The organism is Subtercola boreus (assembly GCF_003399635.1).
GTDB lineage: Bacteria > Actinomycetota > Actinomycetes > Actinomycetales > Microbacteriaceae > Subtercola > Subtercola boreus_B.
The window spans coordinates 215462-236499 of the sequence record NZ_NBXB01000027.1; the positions used below are offsets into that span (position 1 = coordinate 215462).

A 21038-nucleotide genomic window follows, 5' to 3' on the forward strand; every position below is an offset into this window, starting at 1 on the left:
AGGGCTCCCCTGAGTCTATAAGTGCTTCATGAGAACCCTTGAAGGCTGGCGCATGCTTGACATGCTCAGCGCACCACGAGCACCTCGTGCTGCGGAGCCGTCACGCCCCAGTGGTTCGCGGCCACGACGTCGAAAGCGTAGGTGCCGAGTACGGTCGGCGAGCCCGAGAGTCGACCCGTCGTCTCATCCAGGGTCAGACCGGGAGGAAGCACCCCGACACTCACGATGAGTTTCGGGGTGAGACCGGTGGTCTGGACATCCAGAGCCGTCGGCACACCGCGCCGCACCGTAGCCGCAAGAGGCGGTGTTGCGAGCGTGGGGGCCAACTCGATTCGGTGGACGGACCCGGACACGTAGTCGGCCGCCAGCAGCCCGCTGCCCGAGAGCGCCACCGCGCGGACGATCGTGCCCGAACCGAACGCGGCGAGGGATGCTGCGCCGCTGCCCGCCGCGTCGAGCACGGTCACCCCGGGCGCGAACTCGTCTCCGACGAAAGCATCCCCCCAAGCGTCGAGCAGCACTCCCGTCGGACGATGCGACCCGGGCGGGAGCGGAACGCTCGCCGCCAGCAGCGAGCCGTCGGCCGCGAACCTCGACACGCTTCCACTCGAGGTGACCACCGAGAGTGCACCCCATGGATCCACCGCCACCGCTAAAGGTCCGGAGGGCGCGCCGGCACCCTTCGGCAACTCGGCAAAGGCTTCCTGCACAGCACCCGGCGCCAGCACCTTCGAAACGCGATTGGTCTGCGTCTCGGCCACGTAGACGCTTCCTGCGGCGTCTGTCGTGAGGCCGAGCGGCCGGTCGGCGGGGTCGAGCCGCGCGAAGACCGGCAGCACGGCGCCTGTCGCCGAGATCCTGGTGATCGTGGACGTGCCCCAGTTCGAGACGAAGACATTGCCGACCCGGTCGGAGGTGATGCCGCGCGGCATCGATCCGGCGCCGTCGTAGGCCCAGTACGCGACGGCCGTGCCCGTCGGGGAGATGCGCGTCACCGAGTCGGTGCCCGCGCAGGCGACGAAGAGGTAGCCCTTCGGATCGATCGTCATTCCCTGGGGCCTGGCCGATGCGCCGAGAGAGGCGAAGATGCGCACGAGACCGCCACCGGGCATGAACTTCGAGACGGTGGCGTCGCCCTCGTTCAGCACGTAGACGTTGCCCGCGGCATCCGTCGCAGCTGCCACCGGCTTCGCGGCGGAACCGAGTTCGGCGACGACCGAGTCGAGGGTCTTCGCCTCCGCCCGGACAGCGGGAGCGACGACCGACAGTGCCAGCGCCAGCATGAGGGCGAGAGCCAGAGCTCGGGCCGAGGCCCAGACGGAGGCAGGAGCGGCAACGGCTGGCATCGGCCCGGCCGCAGCAGCAGCGGGGAGGCGACGGATGATCGGATTCACGGCGATCCATTCGGGGTCGAGGGGCGAGCCCCAGTGTTCCCCCGGTACTGAGAGTGTCTCATTTATTGTGCAGAATGACCACCTCTGGTTTTCAAACCTCAGGTATGTGTGCATCATGATAGAAAATCATCTATTGTGGTCCCATGCGCCACACTCGTCACTCTCTGCATCTCTCCGTCTGCGCTGTTGCAGCACTCGTTCCCTTCGCGCTGGCCGGGATGCCCGCCAACGCGCTCGCCGCAACGACCGTGTATGTCGTGACGTCGTCGCTCACGGTGCACGCTCCCCTGGCGGTTGCGGTCGACACGGTCGACCACACCATCTACGCCGTCGACAGCGCGGGATCCACGGTGACGCTCTTCCGCACAGGTGCATTCGTGCGCGCGCTCAGCATCGGCGCCGACGCGACGGCCGTCGCCGTCGACAGCATGACCCACACGGCCTACGTCACGAATGCGGGGTCGAGTGACGTGACGTTGATCCGCGGAGACGCGGTCATTGCGACCATCGGCGTCGGCACAGCGCCCGCGTCGGTCGCCGTCGATGACACGACGGGAACCGCGTATGTCGGCAACCGGCTGAGCAACACCGTGTCGATCATCCGCGAGCCTGCGCCTGGCGCGTTCGCCGCGACAACTGTCGCCGTGGGCAACAGGCCCGTCGCCATCGCCGTCGACACCTCGACGCACACCGCGTACGTCGTGAACACCCTCTCGACGAACGTCTCCGAGGTCGTCGGCAACGCCGTGGTGCGGACAGTGAGCGTGAACGCCGATCCGAACGCCATCGCCGTCGACAGCACGACCCACACGGCCTATGTCGTCAACAACACCTCGCAGAACGTCTCGGTCATCCAGGGCACCGGTATCGTGCCGATGACCGTTCCTGTGGGCGCGAACCCCCTCGCGGTCGCCGTCGACACCTCGACCCACACTGCGTATGTGCTGAACGCGCAGTCGACGAACGTCACCGAGATCCGGGGCGGCGCTGTGCTCCGCACGGTGAGTGTGAACGCCGACCCCGACGCCATCGCCGTCGACAGCACGACCCACACGGCCTACGTCGTGAACAACACCTCGCAGAACGTCTCGGTCATAGAGGGCGAGTCCCTGCTCACGCAGACAGTACCGGTCGGTTCGGATGCCCGGCAGGTCACCATCGACCCGGCGCTCGGCCGAGCCATCGTGGCCGACTTCGGCAGCAACCGTCTCTCGGTGATCAGTCGCCAGACGAGTCCGACGATCACCAGCGGGGCGCCGCCCACCGCCTCCGTCGGCGAGCCGTACACCTTCACGATCACGGCCAGCGGAACACCCGCTCCAACCGTCACGCTGACGGGATCCCTTCCGCCCGGCCTCGCCTTCACGGCGACACCCGGCAGCGGAACAGGCACCATCACCGGCACGCCGACCTCGGTGCCCGTGTCCCCCGCGCCGTTCACGGTGACGGCCTCGAACGGTGTCGACCCCGCTGGAGCGGCCAACTACACGCTCGTGATCGAGCCCGCCCCGCTTCCGCCGACCACCCGGCCCGCGCCTCCGGTCGACCCGCCGGCGCCGGGCGGCGGGAGCGCTGGCGGCGACTCCGGGAGCTCTGGTGACTTTCACACCCCCGGTGACTCCGCATCGCTGACGGCCGGCGGATCAGCCGCGGATGCGCACCACCTGGCTTCGACGGGTTCCGGTACGGATGCAGTAGTGAGCGCCCTGGCGGCCGCTGCGACGGCGCTGATCCTCGGCATGGCCACGACGCGACTGGCTCGCAGGCGCACCCAGCCCGGCATCCGTTCGCGCTCCGTTCACCGCCGGAACTGAAAGATCGCCCTCTTCGATCCGGGTGAGAGAAGCTGCCGCCAGGACTCGCGATACACACCGTCCCGCGCGGGTGACGACCGCCCGGCACCTCCGCGAATCATCGAATCGGCGGCCACAGGCCGATCCTCGGCCGATAGCGCGACGGATGCGGCGAGGGCCGACCGTTCCGTGCACTCACGGCACGGATCGCTGCCCGACGGGCAGCGTGTGACGAGCAACGTGTGACGGAAACAGCGAAACGGCCCCCTCCGCGAAGGAAGGAGGCCGTTTCGGCGGGAAGGCACCGGGGCTGTTACGCCGCAGTGACCAGCGAACGGAGCACGTACTGCAGGATCCCGCCGTTACGGTAGTAGTCCGCCTCGCCGGGGGTGTCGATGCGCAGCACGGCGTCGAACTCGATCGTCTCCTTGCCCGAGGGCGAGTTGGCCGACGGCACCGCGGTGACGTGGAGCGTCTTCGGGGTGCGACCCTCGTTGAGCTCCTCGACACCCGAGATGCTGATGACCTCTGTACCGTCGAGACCGAGCGACGCCCAGCTCTCGCCGGCCGGGAACTGCAGGGGCAGCACGCCCATGCCGATGAGGTTCGACCGGTGGATGCGTTCGAAGCTCTCGACGATGACGGCCTTCACACCGAGAAGTGACGTGCCCTTCGCGGCCCAGTCGCGCGAGGAACCCGATCCGTATTCCTTGCCGCCCAGGATGACCAGCGGAGTGCCGGCATCCTGGTAGTTCTGCGACGCGTCGTAGATGAACGCCTGCGGGGCATCCGGCTGCGTGAAGTCGCGGGTGTAGCCGCCCTCCACATTGTCGAGGAGCTGGTTCCGCAGGCGGATGTTCGCGAACGTGCCCCGGATCATGATCTCGTGGTTGCCGCGGCGCGATCCGTAGGAGTTGTAGTCCTTGCGGTCGACTCCGTGGGCGTCGAGGTACTTGCCGGCGGGGCTGTCGGCCTTGATGTTGCCGGCAGGACTGATGTGGTCGGTAGTGACGGAGTCGCCGAGCTTGGCGAGCACCCGCGCATCCACAATCGAGGACACCGGAGTGGTTTCGATGGTCATGCCGTCGAAGTATGGGGGCTTCCGCACGTAGGTCGACTCGGCATCCCACTCGAAGGTCGGGCCGGTCGGGGTGGGCAGCGAACGCCAGCGCTCGTCGCCGTCGAACACGCTGGAGTACTCGTGGGTGAACATGCCGGTGTTGATCGACGTGTCGATCGTCTCCTGCACCTCGGCCGCGTCGGGCCAGATGTCCTTCAGGAACACGTCGTTGCCGTCGGAGTCCTGGCCGAGCGGGTCGACCTCGAAGTCGAAGTTCATCGACCCGGCGAGGGCGTACGCGATGACCAGGGGCGGTGAGGCCAGGTAGTTCATCTTGACGTCAGGGCTGATGCGACCCTCGAAGTTGCGGTTGCCCGAGAGCACGGCGGTGACGGCGAGGTCGTTCTTGTTGATCGCGTCGGTGACCTCCTCGATGAGGGGGCCGGTGTTGCCGATGCAGACGGTGCAGCCGTAGCCGACGGTGTAGAAGCCGAGGGCCTCGAGGTCGCCCGTGAGGCCGGCCTTCTCGTAGTAGTCGGTGACGACCTTGGAGCCGGGCGCGAGGGTGGTCTTGACCCACGGCTTCGACTTCAGGCCCTTCTTCACCGCGTTGCGGGCCAGGAGGCCTGCTGCGAGCATGACGGAGGGGTTCGACGTGTTGGTGCACGAGGTGATCGCGGCGACCGCAACCGCTCCGTGGTCGAGCGTGTAGTCGCCGGACGAGGTGTGCACGGCCGTCGGCTTCGAGACGCTGCCGGGAGCGTGTGACACGTGGCTGTGGGCCAGCTCGTGGGCACGATCCGAATCCTGCGGCGTGAAGCTGGGCGGGTCGGAGGCGGGGAAGGTGTCCTCGAGGCCTGCGTCGACCCGCGAGAGGTCCTGCGTGGCGTAGTCGTTGAGGTCGAGTTCGAACTGCGACTTGGCACGGCTGAGCTCGACCCGATCCTGGGGCCGCTTGGGCCCAGCGATCGACGGCACGACCGTCGAGAGGTCGAGTTCGAGGTACTCGCTGAACGAGGGCTCGACGGATGCGTCGTGCCAGAGGTGCTGGAGCTTGGCGTAGGCCTCCACCAGGGCGACCTGCTCGTCGCTCCGGCCGGTGAGGCGCAGGTAGTCGAGCGTCACGTCGTCGATCGGGAACATGGCGGCCGTCGAGCCGAACTCGGGGCTCATGTTGCCGATGGTGGCGCGGTTCGCGAGCGGAACGGCGGTGACGCCTTCTCCGTAGAACTCGACGAATTTGCCGACGACGCCGTGCTTCCGCACCATCTGCGTGATCGTCAGAACGACGTCGGTGGCGGTGACGCCGGCCGGGATGGTGCCGGAGAGCTTGAAGCCGACGACCTTCGGGATGAGCATGGAGACGGGCTGGCCGAGCATGGCCGCCTCGGCCTCGATGCCGCCGACGCCCCAGCCCAGCACGCCCAGGCCGTTGACCATCGTGGTGTGCGAGTCGGTGCCGACGCAGGTGTCGGGGTAGGCGCGGAGCACCCCGCCCACCTCTCGGGTGAAGATGACACGTGCAAGATACTCGATGTTCACCTGGTGCACGATGCCGGTTCCCGGAGGCACCACCTTGAAGTCGTCGAACGCGGTCTGGCCCCAGCGCAGGAACTGGTAGCGCTCGCCGTTGCGTTCGTACTCGATGTCGACGTTCCGTTCGAGAGCGTTCTCGCTGCCGAACAGGTCGGCGATGACGGAGTGGTCGATGACGAGCTCGGCAGGTGCGAGCGGGTTGATCTTGGTGGGGTCGCCGCCCAGCTCGCCGACTGCCTCGCGCATGGTGGCGAGGTCGACGATGCAGGGAACGCCGGTGAAGTCCTGCATCACGACGCGTGCGGGGGTGAACTGGATCTCGGTGTCGGGCTCGGCGGTGGGCTGCCAGGAACCGAGGGACTTGATGTGCTCCGCCGTGATGTTCGCACCGTCTTCGGTGCGCAACAGGTTCTCGAGCAGGATCTTGAGGCTGAACGGGAGTTTCTCGAACCCGGGAACGGTGTCGAGGCGGTAGACCTCGTACCCCTTGTCTCCCACGGTGAGGGTGTCTTTCGACCCAAAACTGTTTACTGCAGACACGGCGTCTTCTCCTTCGCTGACTACGTCAATCTTGTTCGTCTGGGACAACAGTGGCTAGCAAGGGTCCCCTTACCAAAGTATCTTGACGTCGAGATAACTTTACCACCTGGATCAGGCCCGGTCGACGACGAGACCCTTGCGTTTTGCGAACCGGTAGTAGAGCTCGATCCCGGATGCCCCGAGGGTACCGATCGCGGCGACGTAGGCCAACCACGGGGACAGCGTGAACGACAGCATGAAGAAGTCCCGCGTGAAGGGCACCACGAACGACAGCACGAACGCCGCGCTCACCGAGGCGACGAGGATCACCCGGGGCCTCGACAGGGGCCGTGCGAGCACCGACACGATCCAGAGCGACACCATGAACAGGGCGATCGTCGTGAGACTCCGCGCATCGGACTGCGGCAGCGCCACCCGGAGCGGCGCATACGCGACCAGGCACGTCGCCGCGGCGATCAGCCCGGTCGGAAGGGAGAACTTCAGCACCCGCGGCAGCACACCGGAGCGGTAGCGGCGCCGGTTGGGGGCCAGAGCGAGGAAGAACGACGGGATCCCGATCGCCAGCGTCGACACAAGGGTCAGCTGGCGTGGCAGGAACGGGTACTCCCAGGCCGCGGCCGCCGTCACGAGGGCCAGCACGATGCCGTAGACCGTCTTCGAGAGGAACAGGTTCGACACCCGCTCGACGTTCGCGATGACCCGCCGCCCCAGCATGAGCACCTCGGGCAGGCGGTCGAAGCGGCTGTCGAGCAGCACCAGCCGCGAGACGGCCCGGGTCGCCGGCGTGGCGTTGCCCATCGCGATGCCGAGATCCGCGTCCTTGATGGCCATCGCGTCATTGACGCCGTCGCCGGTCATCGCGACCGAGCGGCCCTGGGCCTGGAGCGTCTTCACGATGCGGCGCTTCTGCTCGGGGGCGACACGGCCGAAGACGCTGCCGGCGGCCAGGGCATCCGTGAGTTCCTCGTCTGTGACGAGGGTGCTGGCATCCACCGCAGCATCGCCGAGACCCAGCTGGCGCGCGATCGATCCGACGGTGTGCGGGTTGTCGCCCGAGAGAATGATCACCCGCACGCCCTCGTCGGCGAAGTAGCCGAGCGTACCGGGTGCCTCCGGGCGGAGGGTCTCCTCCAGGATCACGAAGCACGCGGGTTCGGCCCGCTCGAGCAGAGCAGGATCGTCGAGCAGGCTCGAGGGTGCATCCGCTGTCTGCGAGAGGGCGAGCGTGCGACGCCCTGTCGCCGCGATGGCGTGCGCCTCGGCGAGGTATTCCGGATGCCCGGCCAGCAGCCGCTCCGGAGCCCCGAGCAGCCACGTGGTGGGAACATCCCCAAGGGTCAGGCCCACCGCGCTGAATCCACGGAGCGAACTGAACGCGAGCCGTTCTCCCACGACCGCACCGCCGAGTTCGAAACGGTTGGCGAGGGCCCGCGAGGTGGCGTTGCCCGCGTCATCCGTCGACAGCGCGGCCAGCGCGCGGGTGGCCCCGCCGAGGTCGTCGTCGCGGCCGGGCAGTTGCTGCAGGCCGTGGAACCCGATGGCCCCCGTGGTCAGGGTGCCCGTCTTGTCGAGGCAGAGCACGTCGACGCGGGCAAGCACCTCGACCGCCGCGAGTTCCTGCACAAGCACCCGCTGGCGGGTGAGTTGGATGGCCGCGACCCCGAAGGCGAGGCTGGTGAGCAGCACCAGGCCCTCGGGGATGATGCCGACCACGCTCGCGACTGCGTCGATCAGTGCCTGGCGGTAGCTCTGGTCGTTCGGGTCGAACAGGGCGGCGAACCCGCCGTAGGCGCCGATCCGGCCCAGCAGGATGATGACGATGAGGGGAACCAGGATCCACGACAGGTAGACGAGGATGCGGTTCGTCGCGGCGCGCAGTTCGGAGTGCACCAGGCTGTGGCGCTTGATTTCGGCCGTCAGCCTGCTGGCGTAGGAGTCGGCGCCGACAGCGACGACGCGGGCCTCGCCCGTGCCGGAGGACACCAACGACCCCGACATCAGGGTGTCGCCGGTCTTCTTGGGAATGGGGTCGGACTCCCCCGTCAACATCGATTCGTCGAGAAAGAGCGCGGTCGTCGCTTCGACCACGCAGTCGGCCGTGATCTGGTCACCCGGCCGCGCGATCACCAGGTCGCCGAGCACCACCTGCTCCGGATGGATGACCACCAGCTCCCCGCCCCGGCGCACAGCCGTCTCGGGCGAGGCGAGCAGGGCGAGCCGGTCGAGGGCACGCTTGGCGCGGAGTTCCTGCACGATGCCGATGGCCGCGTTGAAGACGACGACTCCGAAGAAGAAGCCGTCTCGGAGGTCACCCAGCAGGCAGACCACGACGAAACAGACGGTCAGGATGCCGTTGAACAGCGTGAAGACGTTCTCGGCAAGGATGCTCTTCACCGGCCGGGAGGTCGGCGTGCGGGTGACGTTCACCTGCCCCGCGGCGACCCGCTCCTCGACCTCGGCACGCGACAGGCCGGGATCGGTCGCCACCTTCTCCTGGGTCATCCCGCGCTCGCCCTCGTGGTCGCTACGGGCGCTCGGCGGGCGCTGCGACTGCCTTCTGGTGCCCGAAGGCAGCGCGCACGAGCAACCATGTCACCCAGAGCATCGCCGCGTAGAGCGGAACCCCCAGCAGCAGCTTCACCGAGGCGAGCGCGGCGGCCTGGCTCGCGAGATACAAAGGCGCCTCGACGCCCAGGCGGAGGGCGAACAGCCCGACCCAGCACCAGGACGCAATCAGTACCACGCGGAACTTCGCCGGGTCGGATCGCCACCCCGTCATGTCGCCGGTCAGCACACCGACGATCAGCCCGATGAGCGGCCAGCGCACGATGATCGACACCAGCAGCACCACGATCGAGACGGCGTTGATGATGAGCCCGGGAAGGAAGTTGTCTTCGGCACGCCCCGTGAAGAGCGCGAGAGCGGCGGAAATTGCGACACCGATGAGTCCGGCCACGGCCGGCATCACGGGGCTCCGCGTGGCGAGGCGCACCACGATGAACACGACCGAGACCACCAGCGGGGCGATCACGCTCGGCGTCAGGTCTTTCGTGACCGTGTAGATGACGAGGAAGGCGAGCCCCGGGAGGATCGACTCGATCAGGCCGCGGACGCCGCCGATGGCACGCACCAGCGATTGCGCTGTGGGCGTCTCACCGGGTGCGACCTGGCCGATCCCCGAGCGCCGGGCCGCAGCGGCGAATGCGTCGGAGAACGAGGCGGGCCGCTCGGCAGGCTCCCGAGCGGCCAGTGGATCTGGGGTCTCGGGTGAACCGGGGGTTTCGGGCATCCGGCGGCTCAGATCGCAGCGCTCGACTTGGGAATGGTCAGCGGGATGAGATCGCGCGGCGGCATCGGCGAGATGCCCCGCACCACGACGACGCTGCGGAAGAGTTCTTCGACCGCAGCCCGTGACGCCTCGTTCTGCATGGCATCGCCCGCGATGACCCCGCGGAGGAACCAGCGCGGCCCGTCGACGCCGACGAAACGCGCGAGGCGCAGCACCGGCGTGCCGTCGGGGCCCGGAGCGGGTACCTCGGCGATAAGTTCGGGGCCGAAGACGCCCTCCTGCTCGACGAGTGTTCCGCCCTGCCCGGTGATCTGGTCACGGATCTGGCCCCGGATGTCGTTCCAGAGCCCGGTCGAGCGGGGAGCGGCGAACGCCTGCACCTGCAGGGTGGAGCCGGCGAAGTCGAGACCGACCGCGACGACGCGCTGTGTGCCCTCCTCGACCTCGAGCCGCAACTGCAGGCCCTCCCGGGGCAGGATCTTCACGCCGCCAAGGTCGACGTAGGGCCTGGCCGGATTGGCTTCGTCGGAGTCGAAGGGGCCGTCGGTGGCGCGGTTCTCCGGGGCCGACTTCGCGTCGACCGGCTGGGCGGCGCTGACATCCGACGATTCGTCGCCGTCGGCAGCGCTCTGGTCGGCGAGTGCCGAACCCGGTTCGAGCTCGGTGGAGACCTCGCCGGCCAACTCGACCGCGGTCGCCCGGGAGCGCTTTCCCCTTCCGCGCTTGCCGGCCGGGGTGGTGCTCTCTGCGTTGTCTGACACGTTCAATCAGCTTCCTGAGGGGAGGGTGGTGGTGCCGGTCGAGCCGAAGCCGCCGACTCCGCGGGCGCTGCCCGGGAGGTGTTCGACGGGAACGAAGACTGCGCGCGTCACCGGCATGACGATGAGCTGGGCGATCCTCTCCCCGACGGCGATATCGTACGCCACAGAGGTGTCCGTGTTCAGAAGGGCCACCCTGATTTCGCCCCGGTAGCCGGCGTCGACCGTTCCCGGCGAGTTCACGATGGTGATTCCGTGCTTGCTGGCGAGCCCGCTCCGCGGAACGACGAAGGCCGCGTAGCCGTCGGGGAGCGCGATGGAGACGCCTGTACCGACCGTGCGGCGCTCGCCGGGAGCCAGCGTCAGCGCTTCGGTCGCGTGGAGGTCGGCACCGGCATCGCCCGGGTGGGCGTAGCTGGGAATGTGCTCAGCCTTGATGAGAACTTCGACGGATTCAGTCACGAGTCGAGGGTAGTGCAGTTTGCTCCAGCGAATATCTGATCGAATAGGGTCATGTCGACGTATCGCGAGAGACTCAGCCCCAGCGGGCGGATCTACCTCTACCTGGTTCTGCTCATCCCTGCGAGCATCCTGGTCTTCGCGCCGATCAACATGCTGGCGGGAATCATCTGCGCCGTCGTTCTGTACGGCGGAAGCGTACTCGTTCTGTTCGTTCTCTCACCCGTCATCAGTGTGGAGGACGGGATGCTCGTGGCCGGCAAGGCTCGCATCCCGCTGTCGCTCGTCGGTGAGCCCGAGGCGATGACCGGTGCGGCGGCCACGATGGCCCGGGGGCAGCGACTCGACGCGCGGGCGTGGCTGTGCATCCGGGGCTGGATCCAGCCTGTGGTAAAAGTGACCATCCAGGACCCCGAAGACCCGGTGCCCTACTGGCTCATCTCGACCCGTAACCCAAAAGAGCTCGTGGCCGCCCTCGAGAAGGCTGACCACGAGCTCACGTCGTAGACGTTTGGTTTCTTACATCTCGCATTCGATGCAGACGGGCCCGAGCTTCGTCTGGTGATCGATCTGCGAACGGTGCTTCACCAGGAAACAGCTCACACAGGTGAACTCGTCTGCCTGCGGTGGGAGAACCACCACATCGAGATCGAGGTCTGAGAGATCTGCGCCGGGCAGTTCGAAGCCACCGGGGTTGTCGGCGTCGTCAACGTCTACGACCCCGGACATCTTGTCGGGGACCCGCTCCTTCAACGCCTCAATCGAGTCGGAATCGTCGTCGGTCTTGCGCGGAGCGTCGTAATCGGTTGCCATGCTTATCCACTTCTCATACGCCAGCTGAAACAAAATCGGCGGCGTTAGTTTGCATCATTCAAGTAGGAATAGCAAACCGCCTCGGCGACCACTATCTCCTATGCCCGTAGCAACTTACGGCACGCCCCGAACATTCCCGGGATCCGGGGGTTTGTCGTGGCATCCTTGCAGGGAACTCCAGACCAAGACGGGGCCAGAAACCATGCAAGATCTCACAGTCATCGGCATCGAGAACGGGGCGCTCCTCGTCTCCTCGGAGACCGGCGAGCGTTACCGCGTGGCCATCGACGAAGTGCTCCAGTCGAGGCTCCGCCAGAGCACCTCAGCCGCGACCACCGGCGTGAAGGTGTCGCCGCGCGAGATCCAGTCGCAGATCCGGGCGGGGATGAGTGCCGAGGATGTCGCCCGCGCGACAGGAGCCTCTCTCGAGTACGTCGAGCGCTTCGAGGGCCCGGTGGTGGCCGAGCGGCTGCACATCGTGTCGTCGGCCCTCAAGGTCGCCGTGAAGGTCGCCTCCTCGAATGATCCGCTCCGCGGCGATCCCCTGAGCGACGAGCAGTCATCGACCTTCGGCGAGATCATCGAGGAGCGCCTGGCGGGTCTCGGCGCGACCGACCTGCGCTGGGCCAGCTGGAAGGAGGAGTCGGGCTGGATCGTGAAGCTCACCTTCACCGCCAGCGAGATCGATCACGATGCGCGCTGGCAGTACGAGCCGAAGAGGCACTCCCTCACGCCGCTCAACTCGGGGGCGATCACGCTCTCGCAGCACGGCGAGCTCTCCGACGGACTCATCCCGCGCCTTCGTGCCGTCGACCTGAACGGTGTCGAGACGACGCCCGCAGGCCCGGGCATCCAGCGCACTGATGGTCTGGGACGTTCCGATGCTCTCGGGCGCACCGATTCTCCCAGTCGTACAGCGAAGGCCGGTCTCGGCCTCGACGAGTTGGATGCCGCGTTCGGCGTCGACCAGAGCGACGACGACCTGGGCAGCCAGGGCCGCTACGCCGACGACGCCTCGGACTCCGACGACGAAACTGCCCGGCCGGACTCCCGCCCCGCAGCTCCCCCTGCGGCCGAGCGCACCGAGAGCCCGGCCGCACGCTCCATCTGGGGTTCGGTGGCCCGCTCGGCGTCCGCGTCCCCTACCGATTCGGCAGAGACGACCACGCGCGAACCCGGTCGCGGCCCGACCGCTCCCCCGGTGATCGTCGATCCCACACCCTTCGCTCGCCCCGCATCGCGCACCGACCAGGAGTCGTCTGCGCGTGCCGCAGCCGCTGCCGTCAACCGCGCAACCCCGCCGGCGGCCGCCCACAACGAGACGGCCGATCTGCTCGAGGCACTCCGCCGTCGACGGGGTGAGCGGGAATCCGCGTCGTTCACCGACGACGGTGACGACCTCGACAGCTACGACGATGGCCGCGCCGACCACCCCTCCCAGCACGCGCACGCCGGCATGTTCACCCGCGGATCCTCTGGTCTCGGCCGCGACAGCCGCCCCGTGGCCCACCTCACGCCGGCCGCCGAGAGCGACGCGACGTCGACCCGCGACGACGGGGACACCACCGAGCAGGCCGCCCAGGATTCCGCCGACACGCCGCTGGCGGGTCTCGAGGCGACGGAGCAGTCTGCAGTGGGCAGGCAGCGCCAGACCGGCTCCCAGCCCCGCCGCAAGGCACGCGCCTCCATGCCCAGCTGGGACGAGATCGTGTTCGGCGCGCGAAGCGACGACGACCTGAGCTGAGCCGCGCTGAGGTGAGCCGAGCTGTGCTCGCCGCTCGCCTGGTCACACCGCGTTGGACCTCCGGCCCATCCGGGTCGCAGGAATGGTTCAGGGAGAGCGTGGGCGCCACCACCATCGTCGTGCACATCCACTCCGACCACGCAGCCTCGCAGGCCGCCGCTCGCCACCTCGGCCTCCGCCCGACCGCCCAGTCCGTAGGCGGAGAACAGCGCTGGCAGTCCTGACTGCCTGAGCGTCACGCCCGGTGGATCACCAGACCCTCGGCCACACCATCAAGCCTGCGCGAACGCGCCGAAGCGCAGCAGCGGTACGGAGAGCTCATCGTCGCTCCACGAGCCGTGCTGCCCGATCATCGTGCGCTTCGCCGGGGGCGTCCGCCTGGAGTCGTAGTAGGCGATGTTCTTGCGCGCCGCCACGAGTACGTCGCCGATCCGGCCGCGGATGCCCGGCAGAACGTCCCCGAACCAGCCGGCGTCGATCGCCTCGTCCCGGGTCGCCACCCAGGCCCGCGATCCCTCGACCGCCCGCCAGGCCTCGGCGAGGGCATCCGCGGCTCCCACCGGCAGCCCCGGCTCGAGGTGCAGCTGCAGGCAGCGCGGGTCACCGGCCACGTGCCGCACCCCCGCCACGAGCTCCGGCACGGTGTCGAAGAGCACATGGGAGGTGGTGGGGACATCGACCATGCCGTGGTCGGCGGTGAGCAGCATCCCCTCCCCTGCCCGAAGTGCGGCGGCGAACGAGGCGACCGAGGAGTCCACAGCTTCGAGTGCGGTGATGAACTGGCCGCTCTGCCAACCGTGGGCGTGGGAGGCCATGTCCAGCTCGGGCACGTAGACATAGACCAGCTGGCGGCCCCCGGCGTCGAGGGCGACGCGGGCTGCAGCGAACCGGTCGGCTATCGTCTTTCCGGCGATGTAGCGGGCACCCCGCAGCACTGCTTCGGTGAATCCGCTGGTCTCATAGCGGGCCGCACCGATGGCCGAGCATCCGATGCCCGCGGCCGAGGCGCGCTCGAAGAGTGTCTGCTGGGCCTGCCATTCGCGAGGAACCATCTGCACTCCCCAGCCGCTCAGCTGGTTGAGCACCACGTCGTGGCCGGGAACGAGCGCGGTGTAGCCGACCATCCCGTTCGTGCCGGGTGGCGTGCCTGTCGTGAGCGAGGCCAGCGCGACGGCGGTCGTGGTGGGGAACCCGCTCGCGAGCTTCGCCTTCTTCGTGAGCGCCGCCATGAGGTGACGCGCATGCCCGGCCCGCGCCCGGAGGGAGGAGACCCCGAGCCCGTCGACCAGCACCACGACGATGCGCTCGGCACGAGGGAGCTCGAGCGCATTGGGCTGGCCGTCGAACGCTTGAAGGCAGCTGGGCAGCACATCGACGAGGTGCGGTACGTCAGGAGAGAGAGTGGGAAGCGGTGCGGTCATTGTTCCAAGAATGTCACACGCCCTTCAGCTCCCTCAGGCACGTAACATGATGTATCCTCGATTAGATGGTATTCGGAGCGAGACTGTCCTTCGTCGAACAGGCGCGCGATCCGCGTGGATTCGTCACGAAGTTCGGCGGGCAGCCGGTATGGAGAGCATCCCCGAAATGGCCGTTGAGCCGGCGCTTCGGCACGAAGATGCGCTTCGTCGGCCAGATCGCGGTCAAGGATGCCTCGCCTGTCGATGCTCCGCCGCGCTGGCCGCCCCAGCAGATGGCCTACCTCTTCATGACTGACAGCCTGGTTGATGGAGTGCCGGTGCCTGAGACCCGATCCTTCGACGGAGGCGAGAATGCTGTGATCCTCCAGCCGGGGCATGCGTTTTCCGGGCCCCTTTGCGCTGAAGCCGAAGGCCCATCAGCCGTATCGCGCACCATCACCTTGGGCCGGTCGAGTCCGACAAGCCAGCCTGTGATCTTCACAGCGCGCCTCGAACCGCGCGAGGATCCGGAGTTCGTCGACGAGAAGCGATACCTCCGCATGGCGGCGACGGAATGGCAGGAGTACGGTGCGGCGGTTCTCGGCTCGAAGCTCGGCGGCACACCCGCGTTCCGCGCGGGAGACGCGTTTCCCTACGGCGACCCGACGTGGCGACTGCTCGCGCAGCTGCGATCCCTCAACGCGCCGTTCTGGCTGGACTTCGGCTACAACGGAACGGGCTATGTGTTCGTCAACCGCCACCTGACGTCGGCGCGGTTCTGCTGGCAGGAGTGAACATCGAGCAGCCCGGCAGGGCCCCAGGACACGCTCAGGGTGAGCGGGTCCGTTGCCGGAACCGAGCGTCGGTGGCCGGTATCATGGGGGGCAAATGACGCCGAGAACACCCGAGCCCGAGCCCGACATCATCGAGAACATCGAAGACATCGATGTGTCGAGTGAGATGCAGGGGTCCTTTCTCGAATACGCCTACTCGGTCATCTACTCTCGCGCGCTCCCGGATGCCCGTGACGGGCTGAAGCCGGTGCAGCGCCGCATCATCTACCAGATGAGCGTCATGGGCCTGCGTCCCGACCGCGGGCATGTGAAGTCGGCCCGTGTCGTGGGCGATGTGATGGGCAAGCTCCACCCGCACGGCGACGCCTCCATCTACGACGCGCTGGTGCGCCTCGCCCAGAGCTGGACACTCCGCCTGCCCCTTGTCGACGGCCACGGCAACTTCGGGTCGCTTGACGACGGCCCCGCGGCATCCCGGTACACCGAGGCCCGCCCGGCCCCCGCCGCGCTGTACATGACCGACGGTCTCGACGAGGACGTCGTCGACTTCATCCCCAACTACGACAACACCGAGGTGCAGCCGGATGTGCTGCCCGCCGCCTACCCGAACCTGCTGGTGAACGGGGCGAGCGGGATCGCCGTCGGCATGGCCACGAATATGGCCCCGCACAACCTCATCGAGGTGGTCGCCGGGGCGCGCTACCTGATCACCCATCCCGACGCGAGTGTGGATGACCTGATGCAGTTCATCCCGGGCCCCGACCTGCCGGGCGGCGGCACGATCGTGGGTCTGGCGGGCATCCGCGACGCCTACGCCACCGGCCGCGGGGCCTTCAAGACCCGCGCGAAGGTCAGTGTCGAGACGCTCACCGCCCGGAAGGTCGGCCTCGTCGTCACCGAGCTCCCGTATCTCGTCGGAGCCGAGAAGGTCATCTCGAAGATCAAGGACGGCGTCAATTCAAAAAAACTCCAGGGCATCTCGGATGTCACCGACCTGACCGACCGCGTGAACGGTCTGCGGCTCGTTATCGGCATCAAGACGGGGTTCAGCCCGGAGGCCGTTCTCGAGCAGCTCTACCGGCAGACCCCGCTCGAGGACTCGTTCAACATCAACAACGTCGCCCTGGTGAACGGCAGCCCGCAAACGCTCGGGCTGAAGCAGTTGCTGCAGGTCTACGTCGACCACCGCATCGAGGTCACGACGCGCCGCACCCGGTATCGGCTGACGAAGCGCCGCGAACGTCTGCACCTGCTGCTCGGGCTGTTGATCGCCATCCTCGACATCGACGAGGTGATCCAGGTCATCCGCAACTCGGATGACACCGATCAGGCACGCACCCGGCTCATCGACGTGTTCGACCTCGACCAGCTGCAGGCCGACTACATCCTCGAGCTGCGGCTGCGCCGGCTCACCCGCTTCTCCCGCATCGAGCTCGAGACCGAACGCGACCAGCTGTTGAAGGAGATCGAACATCTGGAGGCGTTGCTGGCCAGTAAGGCTCTCATTCGCCAGACCGTCTCCGAAGAGTTGGATGAGGTCGCCGACGCCCTCGGAACCCCTCGCCGCACGCTCCTCACCGAGGCGCGGCCGGCTCCCGCCTCGACCGCCGCTGCCCGCAAGGCGCAGGTCTCGCTCGAACTGGCGGATGTGCCGTGCCGGGTGTTCCTCTCGACGACGGGGCGCACCATGCGGGTCGACCTGCCCACGGCGGCCGAGATCGTCTCGGGCGGGGGTGACAGCGACGGCGCTGGCAGCGTCGGCGCAGGCAACGTCGGTACTGGCAGCGTCGGTACTGGCAGCGTCGGTACTGAGAGTCTGGGAACGACCCCCTCCGCGCGCCCCTCCGGCGCTCCCCCGCGGCGCAGCAAGCACGACGCCGTGCGGTCGGTCGTCGACACGACCACGCGCACCGAGATCGGCGCGGTCACCACCCTCGGCCGCGTGCTCCGGATGAGCGTGCTCGACCTGCCCGTCGCCCCGGTCAACTCGGTTCAGCTCGGTGCAGGGGTGCGGATCGCCGACTACCTCACCCTCGGTCGCGGCGAGCGTGTGGTCGCCCTCGTCTCGCTCACCTCAGAGGTACCCATAGCGCTCGGCACGAAGCTCGGAACAGTGAAGCGCGTCACCCCGGGAGACTGGCCGAACAAGCCCGACTTCGAACTCATCACGCTCAAGCAGGGCGACGAGGTGGTCGGCGCCGAGCAGGCTCCCGAGACGTCGAACCTCGTCTTCGTCGCGTCGGATGCCCAACTGCTGCACTTCGGAGCTGCCGCCGTGCGCCCCCAGGGCCGCCTCGCCGGTGGGATGGCCGGCATCAGTCTTGGCGCTGGCGCGACCGTGATCGCGTTCAGCGCCGTCGATACGACCCCGCCGGCCGCGGATGCGAACGGGGACGAGCCCATCGAGGGTGAGCTGGCCGAGGCACCCGCGCCCCGCGTCGTCGTTGTGACGGTGGCGTCGAGCTCCGGCACTCTGCCCGGCACCGACGCAGGCTCTGCGAAGGTCTCCGAGTTCGGAGAGTTCCCGCCGAAGGGCCGTGCCACGGGCGGCGTGCGGGCGCACCGATTCCTCCGCGGCGAAGACGCCCTGCAGCTCGCCTGGGTGGGTTCAGCGCCCGCCTTGGCCGTCTCGTCAGACGGCGCCGTTCGCACCCTGCCCGAGGCGGGCGCGAAGCGTGACGCCTCCGGCACCCCGCTGGCGGCCCCGGTCGACTCTGTCGGCTCCGCCGCCATCCTCCCGTAACCGGAGCGGGTACGAAGAAGCGGCCCCGTCGTCCGGTGGAAGACGGGGCCGCTCGCGTTCGGGGGCTGTGGAGCCTAGCGCTGCTCGAGCAGGCGGTCGGACTCGTCGTGCCAGCTCTTGGCGATGGGGAACAGCTTGGCGTGAACCTCACGGCCGTGGTGCGCGCAGAACAGCAGGTCACCGCTGTTCATCTCGACACGGATGTAAGCCTGTGCACCGCAGCTGTCACAACGGTCGGCTCCGGTCAGCTGGCGGCTCGCCTGCAGATCGCCCACCACGTTGGTCTCTGTTGCAATTGATTGCATCTTCTGGCTCCTCACGGCTTGTTACCTCAGACAATCTGTAGAACCCATACAAGCATGAGTATGTTCCCACGATGTTACATTCGCCTGTGTTTCGCTCTGCGCGTAGCCGAGCCTTCTGGAGCGAGTGTCATCGCGGTGGATGACGGATGATCTCACTAGGCTAAGACGTCGGGGCGGGCGCCGCGCCCCCCTTGCCGTCATCTTCAGTCACGTCCCAGCTAGGAGCTCCTTTGGCATCGTCCGACTACTCGGCCAGGCACCTGTCGGTACTGGAGGGTCTCGAGGCGGTGCGGAAACGCCCCGGAATGTACATCGGCTCGACGGGTCCCAAGGGTCTGATGCACTGCCTGTGGGAGATCATCGACAACTCGGTCGACGAGGCGCTCGGCGGCCACGGCGACGAGATCTCCATCACCCTGCACGCCGACAGCAGCGTCGAGGTGCGTGACCGGGCCCGCGGCATCCCGGTCGACATCGAGCCCCGCACGGGCCTCAGCGGCGTCGAAGTGGTGTTCACGAAGCTCCACGCAGGCGGCAAGTTCGGTTCGGGATCGTACGCGGCATCCGGAGGCCTGCACGGCGTGGGCGCGTCGGTGGTGAATGCGCTGAGCGAGCGGCTCGACGTGGAGGTGGACCGCGACGGCAAGACGTTCGCGATGTCGTTCCATCGCGGCGAGCCCGGCAACTTCGCCGACGCCGATCCGGCGACTCCCTCCCCGCGCTCTCCCTTCACGCCCTTCGAGAACCAGAGCGAGCTGCGGGTGGTGGGCAAGGTGAAGCGTGGCGTGACAGGCACGCGCATCCGGTACTGGGCCGACCCGCAGATCTTCACGGAGTCGACCGAGTTCCAGACTTCGGAGCTCATCGACCGGGCCCGCCAGACGGCCTTCCTGGTGTCAGGCCTGGCACTCGACATCACCGACAACCGCGGCGAGGTGCCCCTCCACGAATCCTTCAAGTACGACGGTGGCCTGGCCGAGTTCGTCGACTTCCTGGCTCCGGATGCCCCGCTGACCGACACCTGGCGCCTCGAAGGTGCCGGCACCTTCACCGAGACCGTGCCGGTGCTGAGCGACGCCGGCGCGATGGTGCCCACCGAGCTCACCCGCGACTGCGCGGTGGACATCGCCCTCCGCTGGGGAACGGGATACGAGACCGAACTCAAGACCTTCGTCAACATCATCTCCACGCCGAAGGGCGGCACGCATCTCGCCGGCTTCGAGGCGGGGCTGCTGCGTTTTCTCCGCAAGACCGTCGAGGACAACGCGCGCCGGCTGAAGGTCGGCAACGACAAGCTCGACAAGGAGGACGTGCTCGCTGGGCTCACTGCGGTGCTCACCGTGCGCCTGCCCGAGCCGCAGTTCGAGGGGCAGACCAAGGAGATCCTCGGCACGCCGGCCGTGCGGGCCATCGTCACCTCGGTGGTCACGAAGACGCTCACCGAACGGTTCTCTTCGACGAAGCGCGACGACAAGACGCAGACCGCCCTGGTGCTCGACAAGGTGGTGGCCGAGATGAAGTCGCGGATCTCCGCCAGGGCCCACAAGGAGACGCAGCGCCGCAAGAACGCGCTCGAGAGCTCGTCGCTTCCGGCCAAACTCGTCGACTGCCGGTCGAGCGACGTGACGGGCAGCGAGCTGTTTATCGTCGAGGGCGACTCCGCGCTCGGTACGGCGAAGCAGGCGCGCAACAGCGAGTTCCAGGCGCTGCTGCCCATCCGGGGCAAGATCCTGAACGTTCAGAAGGCCTCCGTGAGCGACATGCTCTCGAACGCCGAGTGCGCCTCGATGATCCAGGTGATCGGCGCAGGCTCCGGCCGCACGTTCGACCTTTCTGCCGCGCGCTACGGCAAGATCATCCTGATGAGCGACGCCGACGTCGACGGAGCGCACATCCGCACCCTGCTGCTGACGCTCTTCTTCCGGTACATGCGGCCGATGATCGACGCCGGGCGGGTATTCGCGGCCGTTCCGCCGTTGCACCGTGTGGTCGTGATGAACCCCGGAACCAAGCCGAATGAGACGATCTACACGTATTCAGAGGCTGAACTGAACGGCGTGTTGGCGGGCCTGAAGAAGAGCAACAAGAAGTACCAGGACCCGATCCAGCGCTACAAGGGCCTCGGCGAGATGGATGCCGACCAGCTCGCGCTCACCACGATGGACAAGGCCCACCGGATGCTCCGCCGGGTGCGGGTGGATGACGCGGCCGCCGCCGAGCGCACGTTCGAGCTGCTCATGGGCGACGACGTGGCCCCCCGCAAGGAGTTCATCATCGCCGGCAGCGACACCATGTCGAAAGACCGCATCGATACCTAGTAGCCCCTCGACTCGGGAGTTTCAGTCGCTTCGCTCGCGTCGGAACGACTGAAACTCCCGTCTCGATGGGGTCGTGCCGCGCTGGGAGCGAG

The 21038-nt window shown here is 67.7% G+C and carries 16 protein-coding genes; 7 read left to right on the top strand and 9 right to left on the bottom strand.

Features of this window, described 5'->3' with window-relative positions; translation table 11 throughout:
* Positions 1-65: 65 nt before the first annotated feature.
* The gene (locus B7R22_RS08850) at positions 66-1394 is read right to left on the bottom strand and encodes a virginiamycin B lyase family protein (RefSeq protein WP_172582277.1); all 1329 of its coding nucleotides are present in this window, start codon (positions 1392-1394) and stop codon (positions 66-68) included.
* A 143-nt stretch (positions 1395-1537) separates the two neighbouring features.
* Between B7R22_RS08850 and B7R22_RS08855 the strand changes: the two genes are divergently transcribed.
* Entirely contained in the window at positions 1538-3208 is a 1671-nt protein-coding gene (locus B7R22_RS08855; RefSeq protein WP_116411386.1) for a YncE family protein, read from the top strand.
* A 292-nt stretch (positions 3209-3500) separates the two neighbouring features.
* On the opposite strand, the gene B7R22_RS08860 is transcribed toward B7R22_RS08855, so the two are convergent.
* The 5 genes from B7R22_RS08860 to dut all read right to left on the bottom strand — a co-directional run bounded on the left by B7R22_RS08860 (position 3501) and on the right by dut (position 10832).
* A complete protein-coding gene (locus B7R22_RS08860) occupies positions 3501-6323 on the bottom strand; it encodes an aconitate hydratase (protein ID WP_116411387.1) in 2823 nt (940 codons plus the stop codon).
* Positions 6324-6434: 111 nt separating this feature from the next.
* Positions 6435-8825 carry an HAD-IC family P-type ATPase gene (locus B7R22_RS08865; protein ID WP_116411388.1) on the bottom strand — a complete coding sequence of 797 codons (2391 nt, stop codon included), beginning with the start codon at positions 8823-8825 and terminating at the stop codon, positions 6435-6437.
* A gap of 22 nt (positions 8826-8847) precedes the next feature.
* Positions 8848-9612, bottom strand: coding sequence for a DUF3159 domain-containing protein (locus B7R22_RS08870; protein WP_116411389.1), 765 nt, complete (start codon positions 9610-9612; stop codon positions 8848-8850).
* A gap of 8 nt (positions 9613-9620) precedes the next feature.
* Positions 9621-10295, bottom strand: a complete 675-nt coding sequence (locus tag B7R22_RS08875; protein ID WP_116411454.1) for a DUF3710 domain-containing protein — start codon at positions 10293-10295, stop codon at positions 9621-9623.
* A gap of 84 nt (positions 10296-10379) precedes the next feature.
* A complete protein-coding gene (gene dut / locus B7R22_RS08880; protein WP_116411390.1) occupies positions 10380-10832 on the bottom strand; it encodes a dUTP diphosphatase in 453 nt (150 codons plus the stop codon).
* A gap of 51 nt (positions 10833-10883) precedes the next feature.
* On the opposite strand from dut, the gene B7R22_RS08885 reads away from it, so the two are divergent.
* Positions 10884-11336, top strand: a complete 453-nt coding sequence (locus tag B7R22_RS08885; RefSeq protein WP_116411391.1) for a DUF3093 domain-containing protein — start codon at positions 10884-10886, stop codon at positions 11334-11336.
* Positions 11337-11348: 12 nt separating this feature from the next.
* On the opposite strand, the gene B7R22_RS08890 is transcribed toward B7R22_RS08885, so the two are convergent.
* Entirely contained in the window at positions 11349-11642 is a 294-nt protein-coding gene (locus B7R22_RS08890) for a DUF4193 domain-containing protein (protein ID WP_104244106.1), read from the bottom strand.
* Between the two features lie 202 nt (positions 11643-11844).
* Between B7R22_RS08890 and sepH the strand changes: the two genes are divergently transcribed.
* Positions 11845-13386, top strand: a complete 1542-nt coding sequence (gene sepH / locus B7R22_RS19785) for a septation protein SepH (RefSeq protein WP_253258969.1) — start codon at positions 11845-11847, stop codon at positions 13384-13386.
* An 11-nt stretch (positions 13387-13397) separates the two neighbouring features.
* Positions 13398-13610 carry a hypothetical protein gene (locus B7R22_RS19165; RefSeq protein WP_172582278.1) on the top strand — a complete coding sequence of 71 codons (213 nt, stop codon included), beginning with the start codon at positions 13398-13400 and terminating at the stop codon, positions 13608-13610.
* A 48-nt stretch (positions 13611-13658) separates the two neighbouring features.
* On the opposite strand, the gene B7R22_RS08900 is transcribed toward B7R22_RS19165, so the two are convergent.
* On the bottom strand, positions 13659-14807 hold the full coding sequence (locus tag B7R22_RS08900; protein WP_116411392.1) for an alkaline phosphatase family protein: 1149 nt from the start codon (positions 14805-14807) through the stop codon (positions 13659-13661).
* A 65-nt stretch (positions 14808-14872) separates the two neighbouring features.
* Between B7R22_RS08900 and B7R22_RS08905 the strand changes: the two genes are divergently transcribed.
* Positions 14873-15580 carry a DUF1963 domain-containing protein gene (locus tag B7R22_RS08905; RefSeq protein WP_116411393.1) on the top strand — a complete coding sequence of 236 codons (708 nt, stop codon included), beginning with the start codon at positions 14873-14875 and terminating at the stop codon, positions 15578-15580.
* A gap of 94 nt (positions 15581-15674) precedes the next feature.
* Complete coding sequence (locus B7R22_RS08910; RefSeq protein ID WP_116411394.1) at positions 15675-18323, top strand: DNA gyrase/topoisomerase IV subunit A; 2649 nt, start codon at positions 15675-15677, stop codon at positions 18321-18323.
* 74 nt (positions 18324-18397) lie between these two features.
* Here the strand turns inward: B7R22_RS08910 and B7R22_RS08915 are convergent, their stop codons facing one another.
* On the bottom strand, positions 18398-18628 hold the full coding sequence (locus B7R22_RS08915) for a DUF7455 domain-containing protein (protein ID WP_116283225.1): 231 nt from the start codon (positions 18626-18628) through the stop codon (positions 18398-18400).
* Between the two features lie 230 nt (positions 18629-18858).
* Between B7R22_RS08915 and B7R22_RS08920 the strand changes: the two genes are divergently transcribed.
* A complete protein-coding gene (locus B7R22_RS08920; RefSeq protein WP_116411395.1) occupies positions 18859-20946 on the top strand; it encodes a DNA gyrase/topoisomerase IV subunit B in 2088 nt (695 codons plus the stop codon).
* The last annotated feature ends 92 nt before the right edge of the window (positions 20947-21038 follow it).

Coding starts and splice junctions, on each gene's coding strand:
- B7R22_RS08905 (WP_116411393.1), top strand. CDS start 14,873: ATGGTATTCGGAGCGAGACTGTCCTTCGTCGAACAGGCGCGCGATCCG.
- B7R22_RS08910 (WP_116411394.1), top strand. CDS start 15,675: ATGACGCCGAGAACACCCGAGCCCGAGCCCGACATCATCGAGAACATC.
- B7R22_RS08855 (WP_116411386.1), top strand. CDS start 1,538: ATGCGCCACACTCGTCACTCTCTGCATCTCTCCGTCTGCGCTGTTGCA.
- B7R22_RS08870 (WP_116411389.1), bottom strand. CDS start 9,612: ATGCCCGAAACCCCCGGTTCACCCGAGACCCCAGATCCACTGGCCGCT.
- B7R22_RS08900 (WP_116411392.1), bottom strand. CDS start 14,807: ATGACCGCACCGCTTCCCACTCTCTCTCCTGACGTACCGCACCTCGTC.
- B7R22_RS08885 (WP_116411391.1), top strand. CDS start 10,884: ATGTCGACGTATCGCGAGAGACTCAGCCCCAGCGGGCGGATCTACCTC.
- B7R22_RS08865 (WP_116411388.1), bottom strand. CDS start 8,825: ATGACCCAGGAGAAGGTGGCGACCGATCCCGGCCTGTCGCGTGCCGAG.
- sepH (WP_253258969.1), top strand. CDS start 11,845: ATGCAAGATCTCACAGTCATCGGCATCGAGAACGGGGCGCTCCTCGTC.
- B7R22_RS08890 (WP_104244106.1), bottom strand. CDS start 11,642: ATGGCAACCGATTACGACGCTCCGCGCAAGACCGACGACGATTCCGAC.
- B7R22_RS08915 (WP_116283225.1), bottom strand. CDS start 18,628: ATGCAATCAATTGCAACAGAGACCAACGTGGTGGGCGATCTGCAGGCG.